This window comes from Amycolatopsis sp. SB7-3, assembly GCF_041021335.1.
GTDB lineage: Bacteria > Actinomycetota > Actinomycetes > Mycobacteriales > Pseudonocardiaceae > Amycolatopsis > Amycolatopsis japonica.
Genome location: NZ_JBFPJQ010000001.1, coordinates 3,161,707 through 3,173,265 on the forward strand (window position 1 = coordinate 3,161,707; position 11,559 = coordinate 3,173,265).

Here is an 11,559-nt window from a genome sequence, read left to right on the forward strand (position 1 = left end):
CACCGTCCGCGCGTCGGACGGCAGGCGGCAACACCGCCTACGCCCGGCGCTGTAGCGTGGACCGGCGATGAACACCCTCTTCGATCTCCCAGCGGACGGTCCGGCCAAGCCCCGGCACTCGGATCTGCTCGACGACCTGAACCCGGCACAGCGCGAAGCCGTGACCCACGCGGGCTCGCCGCTGCTGGTCGTCGCGGGCGCGGGTTCGGGCAAGACCCGGGTGCTGACCCGACGGATCGCGTACCTGCTGGCCGAGCGGGACGTCCACCCCGGCCAGATCATGGCGATCACGTTCACCAACAAGGCGGCCGCGGAGATGCGGGAGCGGGTGAGCGACCTCGTCGGCCGCCGCGCGAACGCCATGTGGGTGTCGACGTTCCACTCCATGTGCGTGCGGATCCTGCGCCGTGAGGCCAAAACGCTGGAGATGTCGTCGAGTTTCTCCATCTACGACTCGGACGACACGAAGCGGCTCATCACCCTCGTCGCCCGCGATCTCGACATCGACCCGAAGCGGTACGCGGCGCGCACGCTGGCCGTGCACATCTCGAACCTCAAGAACGAACTGATCGATCCGGAGACGGCGGTCGCCGACGCGGGCAACGACCTCGAACGCCGCGTCGCCGAGGTGTACGTCGAGTACCAGCGGCGGCTGAACCAGGCCAACGCGTTCGACTTCGACGACCTCATCATGCGGACGGTCGAACTCCTGCAGACCTTCCCGGACGTCGCCGAGTACTACCGGCGGCGCTTCCGGCACGTGCTCGTCGACGAGTACCAGGACACGAACCACGCGCAGTACACGCTGGTCCGCGAACTGGTCGGCACCGAGACGAACGAGGCCGGGATCGAGCCCGCCGAACTGTGCGTCGTGGGTGACGCGGACCAGTCGATCTACGCCTTCCGCGGGGCGACGATCCGCAACATCGAGGAATTCGAACGCGACTTCCCGAACGCGCGGACCGTGTTGCTGGAACAGAACTACCGCTCGACCCAGACGATCCTGAACGCGGCGAACGCGGTCATCGCGCGAAACCCGAACAGGCGCGCGAAGCGGCTGTGGACCGACTCGGGCGACGGCGAGAAGATCGTCGGCTACGTCGCGGACAACGAGCACGACGAGGCGGCGTTCGTCGCGGGCGAGATCGACGCGCTGGCGGACAAGGGCGAAGCGGACTACTCCGACGTCGCCGTCTTCTACCGCACCAACAACCAGTCCCGTGTCTTCGAAGAGATCTTCATCCGCCTGGGCCTGCCGTACAAGGTCGTCGGCGGGGTGCGGTTCTACGAGCGGCGCGAGGTCCGCGACATGCTCGCGTACCTGAGGGTGCTGGCGAACCCGGAGGACACGGTCAGCCTGCGCCGTATCCTCAACGTCCCCAAACGCGGCATCGGGGATCGCGCCGAAGCCGTCATCGCGACGTACGCCGAACGTGAGCGCATCTCGTTCGCGCAGGCGCTGCGCGGTGCCGTCAGCGGTGAGGTGCCGCTGCTGAACCCGCGTTCCGCCAAGGCGATCACCGGTTTCGTCGAGTTGATGGACGAGCTCGGCGAGGTCGTCGAGAGCGGCGCCGAAGTCGCCGACATCCTCGAAGCGGTCCTGGAACGCACGGGTTACCGCGCCGAACTCGAGGAGTCCGACGACCCGCAGGATGCGTCACGGGTGGAGAACCTGACGGAACTCGTCACCGTCGCGCGGGAGTTCACCGAATTCACCGCGGAGGTCGCCGGTCCAGACGGTGAGCTGCCGGAGGCGGACCCGGGTGTGCCGGAGCCGGGCTCGCTGCCCGCGTTCCTGGAGCGGGTTTCGCTGGTGGCCGACGCGGATTCGGTCCCGTCGCCCGACGGCGGCGACGACGGCGAGGGGCACGACGCGGGCGTGGTCACGTTGATGACCGTGCACACCGCGAAGGGCCTGGAGTACCCGGTCGTCTTCGGAACGGGCTGGGAGGACGGGATCTTCCCGCATATGCGCGCGCTCGGTGACCCGACCGAGCTGGCCGAAGAACGCCGGCTCGCCTATGTGGCGATCACGCGGGCGAGGAAGCGGCTGTACGTCTCCCGTTCGATGGTGCGCTCTGCCTGGGGCCAGCCGCAGATGAACCCGGCTTCGCGGTTCCTCGACGAGCTTCCCGCCGATCTGGTGGATTGGCGCAGGCTCGCGCCTTCCTCTTCCTCCGGTGGTTTCGGTTCGTCGGGCGGATCGCCGCGTGCCGCGACGACCTGGGGCAGCCGGGGCGGTGGCGGCGGTTCGTCGTCACGGGCGGCGAGCACGAGTCCGTTCGGCAAGGGCTGGAAGGACACCGTCGCGCTCAAACTCGACGTCGGCGACAGGGTCAGCCATGACAAGTACGGGCTCGGCACGGTCGTCGCCTGCGACGGCGCGGGCCCGCGTGCCACGGCGACGATCGATTTCGGTGCCGCCGGCAAGGTCCGGCTGATGCTGATCGGCAGCGTCCCGATGGTCAAACTCTAGCCCTGACCTGCGGTTTTCCCCGCGCGTCCGAAAACTGTCGGACCCTTCCCGTATACCTGTGTCGTCGAACACGAGTTCGATGCGCTGGGGTATGCTGGACAAGCCGGTGTGCCCCGAATTGGGGAGGGGGCGCACGGTGTGGACGGGGTGCTGTTTCAGGTTCTCTCGAGTGGGGTACTCGAGTACTTGCGGGGTGTTGAAGAAGGGGCGGGACCGGATCGGGGTCCGGAACCGCCGGAAGTGCTCAGGCTGGTCGCGGCCTGGCGCGCGTTACTGCGGACACACGAACCGGACGGGGCCGGACGGTGTGTCGTATGCGGGCACGCGCGGCGATGGCTGTTCGGGCCGCGGCCAGCCGGGTGCCGATCTCCGTCTCGGAGACTTTTCGCCGGATGGCGGCCGATCGAACGGCGCCCGGCCGGTCTCTGCACGGTCTGGCAGATCGCCGTGGGGTACTTCGTCCGGAAGCTGCCGGACGGCGTCGCCTGAGGGCTCTGAGAGCCCGGAAAATCACTCGGGCTCCGTACCGGAGGACCTACGACGCTTCGTGATGCCCGCGATGGGGGAAGCGGAGGTCCTGGAGGCGCGCCTGAGCGTCATTGCCCGGCGCGCCCTCGTCACGGACGGGATCACCGGTGTGGTGAGAAAAGGTGCTGCGGGGAAGAGCGGGGCTCGATCAGCCGACGTTCACGCCACGGGCGGCGAGCCACGGGCGCGGGTCGATCTTCTTCGTGCCGTTCTGCCACACCTCGAAGTGCAGGTGCGGGCCGGTGCTCTGGCCGCGGTTGCCGACCTCGGCGATCTCCTCGCCGCACTTGACCTTCTGGCCTTCGCGGACGGAGAACGAGTTCATGTGGCCGTAGACGTGGACGGTGCCGTCGGCGAGCTGGACCTTGACCCAGAGGCCGAAACCGCTGGCGGGGCCCGCTTCGATGACCGTGCCGTCGGAAGCCGCGACGATCGGCGTGCCGATCGGGGCCGCGAGGTCGATGCCGAGGTGGCTCGTGCCCCACCGGGCACCGAAGCCCGAGGTGAAGGTGCCCTTGGTCGGCATGCAGGTCTTGGGGCGCTTGGCCTCTTCTTCGGCCTTGCGGGCCGCTTCGGCCTCACGCTTCACGCGGGCCTGGGTGATGCTGTTGTTGTCCGAGAGCTTCTGGGCCTCGGCGGAGGCGTTCGTCGACTGGCTCGTCGGCAGCAGTTCGGGGGCGCCACCACCGGCTCCGCCACCGAGGGCGAACGAGGCGCTCGCGTCCTGGGTGCTGGCCAGCGGGGTGACGGCGGCGTCGGAGGATTCCGAAACGGACTTCAGGGTCTGCCCGGCAGCGGCGGCCGCGAAGGCGCCGGCAGCGACGGCTGCGACCACGACACGGCCACGAAGGGCCGAGGACGGGGGCGACAGGCGGTGCGAGCCCCGGACGCGAACGACCGCACCATCGAGTGCGTTCTCGAGCGCCGGGGAAGGAGCTTGGCCGCCGGGGGAGCGGTGTGAAGCCAAGACGGGGCCTTCCATAGTTCGGGGAGTCGGATCAAGAGCCCGGGCGGGGGATCCCGGTGAACGACCTCGGGGGTGGTTCGTTCGGTGCTCTCATTCGTGATCTGACTGTAATGGGGACCCCGGGACAGTAACGAAGCGGCACCCCGGTCAGCAAGATCTGACGGCGCTCTCGGCCGATCGGGCGACGGAGATCTGGCCGTTGTCCAGTGGGGATTACCCAAAGTTAAACCAGGTTTACTCACAACCGTGTGACTTGCGTTACAGGTTCGAAGGGCCGTTCGGGGGTACCGGGCGGCCGGAAAGGGGGCGAACGAGGGAAATAACCGGTTGCCCGACGGTGTTGAAGGGTCCTTACCCGGAGCCAGGCCGGCCAGTCACGGCGAGGAGGCGTTCGGCCACGCTGGTGCCCCTGCTGCCGGGCCCGGCCGAGCCCGGCTTGCTAGCGTCGCCGTCGATGACTTCGCGCTCACGGCACCCTGGTGACGAAACCACCGGGCAAGCCGTCCCCGGGACCGCGTCCGCCGAACTTCTCCGGAGCGAACCGGGCGCCCGCCCGCGAGCGCTCCTGCTGTCGGCGGGGCTGGTGTCGGCCGGTGCGGTCGCGCTGGCCGCCGGCGCGCTGATGCCCGTCGTCCAGGGTGGTTCGCCCGGGTTCACCGCCGCTCCCTTGCTGGTCGTGCTGGCCTTGGCGCCCGCGGCGGCCGTGCTCTACGCACTGGTCTCCGGGCGTCCGGGGCTCACGGCGGGCCTGGTGCTCGGGCTCACCGCGCTCGCGCCCGGGCGGCTGCTGCTGGATCTGCAGCTGCTCGCGGATGGTTCCCTGGCCGCGCGTCCGGAGTTGTTCCTCGCCGACAGGCTGCTTGCGATGCCGCAGGCCGGGCCGGGACTGTGGCCGCTGGTGGCGGGGCACCTGCTCACCCTCGCGGCCGGGGCCTTCGCCGCCGGGACCGCCCGCGACGAGGCGGAACTGGCGGGTGAACTCGACGGACGGCGCCGCTGGCGGTTGCTCGGCCCCGTGCTCGGCGTGGCGGGCGGGGTCGGTCTGCTGCTCGCGCCGTTCGGTTCGGGCAACGCGTACCTCCTGGCCAAGAACGCCTTCGAGGGCCCGACGGTCGCGATGGCCGGGTACCTGCTGCTCGCGGCCTTGCTGCCGCTGACGGTGCTCGTGGCCGTGAGCTCGCCTTCGGCCGGGGTCGGCAAGGGCGGCTTCGCGGGCGCGGGGCTGGCGGCGCTCGCCGTCGGTGTCCCGCCGGTGGTCGCGGGGCTGGTCGTGGACCGGCTTTCGGTCGCGCCGGGTTCGGTGGTGGTGACCATCGCCGGTCTGGCGCTGGTCGGACTGGCCTTCACCCGGTTCGACGTCGCGGAAGCGGACGAGGCCGTCACCGGTGACCTGGCGGGCGAAGCCAGGCTGCCCGGACTGTTCTGGTGGCGGCTGGCCACCGGAGGCCTGGCGTTGCTGGCCGCCGGTGCCGCGGCCGCGGGTGCGCTTGCCCCGGTGCTGAAGGCCAACGGTCCGACGCCCGTCTCCGAGACACCCGCGCGCTGGCTGCTGCTCGGTGCCTCCGTCGTGCTCGCCGTGCCGGCGCTGTTCGTCTTCGTGCCGCGGCTCTCGGCGTTCGCCAGGGGAGTCGTCGCGGCCACGTGGGCGGGCGTCGTCCTCGCGGGCGCGGCGGTGCTGGGCGCGGCCTTGTCCGTGACCGAGGACAAGGCGGTGGACCCGGCATTGTTCGGGGTCGACCTGCCGGTGCCGTTGCCGGACAAGGTCGGCTACTCGGCGGGCGCCGGGGTCACCTGGACGTTCATCGCGCTCGTGCTGGCGGCGCTGGCCGCGCTCGCCGCGGTGATCACCGGCGTCGTGGAACGCGACGATTCCGAGGAAGAAACGGACGAAACGCGCGTGAGCGGGACCGTGCTCACCCCGGTCGTCGCGGCCGCGGTCTTGGCGATCGCCGCGTTCGGCACCCCGGTGTTCGGCGCGCCCGGCTACACCGCCCCGGGACTGTGGTCGAACTTCGGCGCGGCGTCGTGGGGCCTGCTCGGCGCGCTGGCGGTCGTTCTCGGCTTGTACGCGCTCGTCCCGCGTTCGCGGCCGGTCGCCGCGGCGTCCGCGCTGGCCGGGGCCGCGCTGGTGCTCGGCCTGCGCGCGGCGGAACTGCCGCTCGTCGGCTCGGAGTACGACGGCTCGTCGGCAGGGGTGGGGTTCTGGCTCGCGCTGGGCGGCGCCGTCGTCACCCTCGTCGCGGCCGGGATGGCCGTCGCGGGTTCACGGCGGGCCGGATGACCCGGCCTCTTCTTCGGGTCGTGCTGGCCGAGTTCGGTGTCGAGGAAGGTTCGGCGGTCGCGCTCGGCAGATTGCTGCGCGACGAAGGCGTCGAGGTCGTCTACGCCGGATGTCTCGACACCGTCGAACAACTCGTCCGGACGGTTGAACAGGAGGATCCGGACATCCTCGGGATCCTGCGTGGCGCGAGCGAACCGGAAGGGCTCGCCGAAACGCTCCCGGGCGTTCTGCTCTTCGCGGTCGGTAACGGCCCGAGCGGGTTCGACAACGCCTTCGAAAGCCAGGAAGACGCGGCGAACTGGGTCTCCGGTGTGCGGTCTCACACCGTGGAAACACCGTCTGACCGCGTACGGTGACCGACTTCACCAGGTGCGGAGTCCCCTGCTTCTGCGCAGGTCGCTAACCTCGACTGGTCCGACAGCGCGGTCCGGCAACGGACCACCACAGTGGCGTGTCGTCAGGAGACTGGAGTAGTGGACCTCTACGAATACCAGGCGAGGGATCTCTTCGCCGCCCACGGAGTACCGGTTCTGCCGGGTGCCGTGGCAAACACCCCCGAAGAAGCCAAGGCCACCGCCGAGAAGATCGGCAACCAGGTCGTCATCAAGGCGCAGGTCAAGACCGGCGGCCGCGGCAAGGCCGGCGGCGTCAAGCTGGCCCAGACGCCGGATGAGGCCGCCGAGAAGGCCGAGGCGATCCTCGGTCTCGACATCAAGGGCCACATCACGCGTCGCGTGCTGGTGGCCGAAGCCTCGGACATCGCCGAGGAGTACTACTTCTCCTTCCTGCTGGACCGTGCGAACCGCACCTTCCTCGCGATGGCTTCGGCCGAAGGTGGCGTGGAGATCGAGCAGCTGGCCGTCGAGCGCCCCGAAGCGCTCGCGAAGATCCCGGTCGACGCGATCGCCGGTGTCGACAAGGCGAAGGCCGTCGAGATCCTGACCGCGGGCAAGTTCCCGGAGAAGGTCGTCGACGAGGCCGCCGACGTCGTCGTGAAGCTCTGGGAGACCTTCGTCTCCGAGGACGCCACGCTGGTCGAGGTCAACCCGCTGGTCCGTGACCCGCAGGACAAGATCATCGCCCTCGACGGCAAGGTCACCCTCGACGAGAACGCCTCGTTCCGTCAGCCGGGCCACGAGGCCCTGGTCGACAAGGACGCGGAGAACCCGCTCGAGGCGAAGGCCAAGGCCAAGGACCTCAACTACGTCAAGCTCGACGGCGAGGTCGGCATCATCGGCAACGGCGCGGGCCTCGTGATGTCCACGCTGGACGTCGTGGCCTACGCGGGCGAGAAGCACGGCGGCGTCAAGCCCGCCAACTTCCTCGACATCGGCGGCGGCGCTTCGGCCGAGGTCATGGCGGCCGGTCTGGACGTCATCCTCAACGACACCGACGTGAAGAGCGTCTTCGTCAACGTCTTCGGTGGCATCACCGCTTGCGACGCGGTCGCGAACGGCATCGTCGAGGCGCTGAAGATCCTGGGCGACGAGGCCACCAAGCCGCTCGTCGTGCGGCTGGACGGCAACAACGTCGTCGAGGGTCGCCAGATCCTGGCCGACGCGAACCACCCGCTGGTCACCGTGGTGGACACAATGGACAACGCGGCCGACAAGGCCGCCGAGCTCGCCGCGGCAGGTGCGTGAGATGTCGATCTTCATCAACGAGAACAGCAAGGTCATCGTCCAGGGGCTCACCGGCTCCGAGGGCATGAAGCACGCGACCAAGATGCTGAAGTCCGGCACGAACATCGTGGGCGGCGTCAACGCCCGCAAGGCCGGCCAGACCGTCACCATCGAGGGCAAGGACCTCACCGTGTTCGGCACGGTCGAGGAGGCCGTCAAGGAGACCGGCGCCGACGTTTCGGTCATCTTCGTGCCGCCGAAGTTCGCCAAGGACGCGGTCATCGAGGCGATCGACGCCGAGATCCCGCTCGCCGTGGTGATCACCGAGGGCATCCCGGTGCACGACTCCGCCTACTTCTGGGCGCACGCCGTCGCGACCGGCAACAAGACCCGCATCATCGGGCCGAACTGCCCCGGCGTGATCAGCCCCGGCAAGTCGAACGCCGGCATCATCCCGGCCGACATCACCGGCGCGGGCCCGATCGGCCTCGTGTCGAAGTCGGGCACGCTGACCTACCAGATGATGTACGAGCTGCGTGACATCGGTTTCTCGACCGGTGTCGGCATCGGCGGCGACCCGGTCATCGGCACGACGCACATCGACGCCCTCGAGGCGTTCGAGGCCGACCCCGAGACCAAGGTCATCGTGATGATCGGCGAAATCGGCGGCGACGCCGAAGAGCGCGCCGCGGCCTACATCAAGGACAACGTGACGAAGCCGGTCGTCGGCTACGTCGCCGGCTTCACCGCGCCCGAGGGCAAGACCATGGGCCACGCCGGCGCCATCGTCTCCGGCTCCTCCGGCACGGCCGCCGCGAAGAAGGAGGCCCTCGAGGCCGCCGGCGTCAAGGTCGGGAAGACCCCGAGCGAGACCGCCGTCCTGGCGCGCGAGCTGTACAACAGCCTCTGATCCTTCGGAGACTGAGCTTCCCCCGGCGGGCCGGGCACCCTCACCGGTGCTCGGCCCGCCTCTTTTCGCCCCGGATCGCGTTTAGCCCGCGAAACGCACGTCCGCGGCCGACCTGCGTTTCGCGGGCTAAACGCGATCCGACGGTCGGGAAGGGGTTCCGCCGGGAACCTGATCGGGTGTACAGACGTCTCAGAGCCCGAGGCGTGGGGTGTCCGCGTGTGCGCTAGCGTTCGAGCATCACAGCCGCCTCGTTTGTCCCGGGAGTCCCGCGCGCCCCGGGGTGCCGGTCGAACGACAGGAGAGCATTCGGATGTCCTATCCCAGCGGTGGGCCCGGCTACCCCCAGCAGGGTGGCGGCCAGCAACACCCCAACCCCGCCTCGGGGGCCTTCCCTCAGCAGCAGGCGCCGTCACCGGCCGCCCCGCTGAACCTGGCGTTGCTGCTCGCGCTCGCCGTCACCGTCCTCGGCCTGGTGCAGTTCTTCATCGGTTTCTCCGACGAGGCCGACGCCGCCGGACAGGTCTCGGTCTTCCTCCTGGTCAGCGGTCTGCTCGCGGCCCTGCACGCGCTGCCGCGCGGCCCGAAGACGCTGCCGTTCGCCGCGTTGTTCAGCGTCATCGGCGCTTTCGGCGCGCTGGACCTGGTCATCGGTTACGGAAGCGGTCGTGAGGACGTCTCGGTCCCGGGCATCCTCACCGTGGTGCTGATCCTCGGCATCCTGCAGATGCTGGTCGCGGTCGCCGCGCTGCTCTTCGAACACGACGTCATCAAGCTGCCCGCCGCGAAGCCCCAGCAGCAGGCGCCGCAGGCCCCGTACAGCCAGCAGTTCCCGCAGCAGGGCCCGCAGGGTCCGTTCGGCCAGCAGGGTCAGCAGGGCCCGGCCGCCACGCAGGTCCAGCCGTTCCCCGGCGCGGGCCAGCAGGGGCAGCAGCCGGGCGAGCAGTCCGGTCCGTTCTCGCAGCCGGGCGGGTTCCAGCCGCCGGTGACGCAGCCGCCGGGCCAGCAGGCCACGACGTACGCGCCGCAGCAGGGCCAGTTCTTCCAGCAGCCGTCCTCGTCGTCGGAGCCCGGCCAGAACCCGGGCACGCCGCCCGGTGGTTTCGGCCAGCAGAGCTGAGTTTCCGAACACGCAAGCACCCGCTGTGACTCTCCGTGTCACAGCGGGTGTTTTTCTTTTCCGGGGTACCCGACCGGGTGGGTTGGGCCACGTGCCCCGACCGGCGGCGGCGTGCCTCACCCGGACGGCCCAGTCCGGATGTCATGGTGCGGTTCATGAAGCTGCTCACCCGCGACGAACGCCCGCCGGGCGAAGAGCCGGTGAGCGACCTCGTCCCCGAGCTGGAGGTCTCCAGGGCGAAGCGGGTTCGTGTGTTGCTCGCCGCCGCCTGCGCGCCCCTGCTCTTCTCCTATACCGCCATCGCGGCGGTGCTCGCGGTGGTCTCGTTCGCCGCCGACCGGACCCGGTTCTCCGCCACCGGCGCCCTGCTCGCCGCCGGCCCCGGCTGGCTCGCCTCGTGGCAGGTGGAACTCGACCTCGGCGGTCATCCGCTCGGCGTGCTGCCGCTGCTGCCGACGCTCGCCGTCGGCTGGCTCGTGGCGAGGGCGGCCGCGCGCGCCGCCCGCCGTGTCGGCGGCCGGACCCCCGCGGACGCCGTCCCGGTGGTGACGGTGATCGCCGGGGCGCACGCGCTGTTCGGCGTGCTGATCGCGCTGGCGGCCGGTGGATCGCCGATCGACGTGAACCCGCTGACCGCTTTCTGCGTGCCGGGCCTCCTCGCGGGGCTCGCCGCCGTCGCCGGGGTCGCCAAGGTCTGCGGGCTTCCGGCCGTGATCCGGGACCGGTTCGACCCGGTGGCCGTCCACGGCCTGCGGGCGGGCGCACTCGGCCTGGCCGCCCTCATCGCCTGCGGCGCCGTCGTCTTCACCGCGGCCACCGCGCTCTCCTGGTCCACTGTGGACAGTCTGTTCGAGCCGGGCTTCGGTGCGAGTTTCGGCCTGTTCGTGCTCTCCGTCGCCTATCTGCCCAACGCGGTCGTCGCCGCGCTGTCGTTCACCACCGGGCCCGGTTTCTCGGTCGGCTCGCTGACCGTCGGCATGTTCGGCTACCAGGAAGGGCAGGTGCCCGGGGTGCCGGTGCTGGCGGGGATCCCGTCGCACCACGCTGCCTGGTGGCCCGCGTTGCTGCTCCTGCCCGCGCTGGTCGGTGCGCTGGTCGGCTGGCGGATCCGCGCGATCGACGAGGATCCGATGCTGCGGATGCGGGCGGTCGCCGTCGCGGGCGCGCTGGTCGCGTTCGGCTGCGTCATCCTCGGGACCGTCTCCGGCGGCAGGCTCGGCGACGGGCCGTTCGACCCGGTCAGCGTGCCGGTCGGCGTCGCGTCCGTGATCGCGTTCTGCTGGATCGTCGTCCCCGGCGGGTTCGTCGCGTTCTTCGCCGGAGCGCACGAGGCCCCCGAACCGCCGGGTGAACCCGACGTCGAAGAGATCACCGAAGTCGAAGAAGAAGCCGAACCGGCCGAGGAACCCGAAGCACTCGAAGACGAAGCACTCGACGAAGAGGCCGAAGCGGAACTCGCCGGGGAGCTGGGCGAGGACACCGACGAAGTCCCGGAGGAACCGGAGCCCGAAACCGAGCCCGAGCAGGACGAGGCTGTGACCGAGTCCACCGACGGGTCCGGCGACGAAAGCGCCCCCGGCGACGACCGTTAGGGTTGTCGCGACCAGGTGAAGCGCCGTACGCCCGAGTGCGTACCGCCGTGGCAAGGAGCCCGTTCT

At 70.2% G+C, this 11,559-nt stretch carries 8 protein-coding genes; 7 read left to right on the forward strand and 1 reads right to left on the reverse strand.

Features of this window, described 5'->3' with window-relative positions; translation table 11 throughout:
- Positions 1 to 67: 67 nt before the first annotated feature.
- Positions 68 to 2,476, forward strand: coding sequence for a DNA helicase PcrA (gene pcrA, locus AB8M46_RS15645; protein ID WP_037332520.1), 2,409 nt, complete (start codon positions 68 to 70; stop codon positions 2,474 to 2,476).
- Between the two features lie 676 nt (positions 2,477 to 3,152).
- Here pcrA and AB8M46_RS15650 read toward each other — a convergent pair.
- Positions 3,153 to 3,839 carry a M23 family metallopeptidase gene (locus AB8M46_RS15650; RefSeq protein ID WP_037332518.1) on the reverse strand — a complete coding sequence of 229 codons (687 nt, stop codon included), beginning with the start codon at positions 3,837 to 3,839 and terminating at the stop codon, positions 3,153 to 3,155.
- A gap of 586 nt (positions 3,840 to 4,425) precedes the next feature.
- Between AB8M46_RS15650 and AB8M46_RS15655 the strand changes: the two genes are divergently transcribed.
- The 6 genes from AB8M46_RS15655 (at position 4,426) to AB8M46_RS15680 (ending at position 11,493) form a co-directional block, all read left to right on the forward strand.
- A complete protein-coding gene (locus AB8M46_RS15655; RefSeq protein ID WP_394360562.1) occupies positions 4,426 to 6,252 on the forward strand; it encodes a hypothetical protein in 1,827 nt (608 codons plus the stop codon).
- Complete coding sequence (locus AB8M46_RS15660) at positions 6,249 to 6,608, forward strand: hypothetical protein (RefSeq protein WP_125732257.1); 360 nt, start codon at positions 6,249 to 6,251, stop codon at positions 6,606 to 6,608. The genes AB8M46_RS15655 and AB8M46_RS15660 overlap by 4 nt, the downstream gene beginning before the upstream one ends.
- 117 nt (positions 6,609 to 6,725) lie before the next feature.
- Positions 6,726 to 7,895 carry an ADP-forming succinate--CoA ligase subunit beta gene (sucC, locus tag AB8M46_RS15665; RefSeq protein WP_016331197.1) on the forward strand — a complete coding sequence of 390 codons (1,170 nt, stop codon included), beginning with the start codon at positions 6,726 to 6,728 and terminating at the stop codon, positions 7,893 to 7,895.
- Position 7,896: 1 nt separating this feature from the next.
- Positions 7,897 to 8,784: a succinate--CoA ligase subunit alpha gene (sucD, locus tag AB8M46_RS15670; protein ID WP_394360563.1), complete on the forward strand. Its 888-nt coding sequence runs from the start codon at positions 7,897 to 7,899 to the stop codon at positions 8,782 to 8,784.
- 310 nt (positions 8,785 to 9,094) lie between these two features.
- Positions 9,095 to 9,901 (forward strand): DUF5336 domain-containing protein, encoded by an 807-nt coding sequence (locus AB8M46_RS15675; protein ID WP_394360564.1) that lies wholly within the window; start codon positions 9,095 to 9,097, stop codon positions 9,899 to 9,901.
- A 143-nt stretch (positions 9,902 to 10,044) separates the two neighbouring features.
- Positions 10,045 to 11,493 (forward strand): DUF6350 family protein, encoded by a 1,449-nt coding sequence (locus tag AB8M46_RS15680; protein WP_394360565.1) that lies wholly within the window; start codon positions 10,045 to 10,047, stop codon positions 11,491 to 11,493.
- Positions 11,494 to 11,559 lie beyond the last annotated feature (66 nt).

Coding starts and splice junctions, on each gene's coding strand:
- AB8M46_RS15680 (WP_394360565.1), top strand. CDS start 10,045: ATGGTGCGGTTCATGAAGCTGCTCACCCGCGACGAACGCCCGCCGGGC.
- pcrA (WP_037332520.1), top strand. CDS start 68: ATGAACACCCTCTTCGATCTCCCAGCGGACGGTCCGGCCAAGCCCCGG.
- AB8M46_RS15660 (WP_125732257.1), top strand. CDS start 6,249: ATGACCCGGCCTCTTCTTCGGGTCGTGCTGGCCGAGTTCGGTGTCGAG.
- AB8M46_RS15655 (WP_394360562.1), top strand. CDS start 4,426: ATGACTTCGCGCTCACGGCACCCTGGTGACGAAACCACCGGGCAAGCC.
- AB8M46_RS15675 (WP_394360564.1), top strand. CDS start 9,095: ATGTCCTATCCCAGCGGTGGGCCCGGCTACCCCCAGCAGGGTGGCGGC.
- sucD (WP_394360563.1), top strand. CDS start 7,897: ATGTCGATCTTCATCAACGAGAACAGCAAGGTCATCGTCCAGGGGCTC.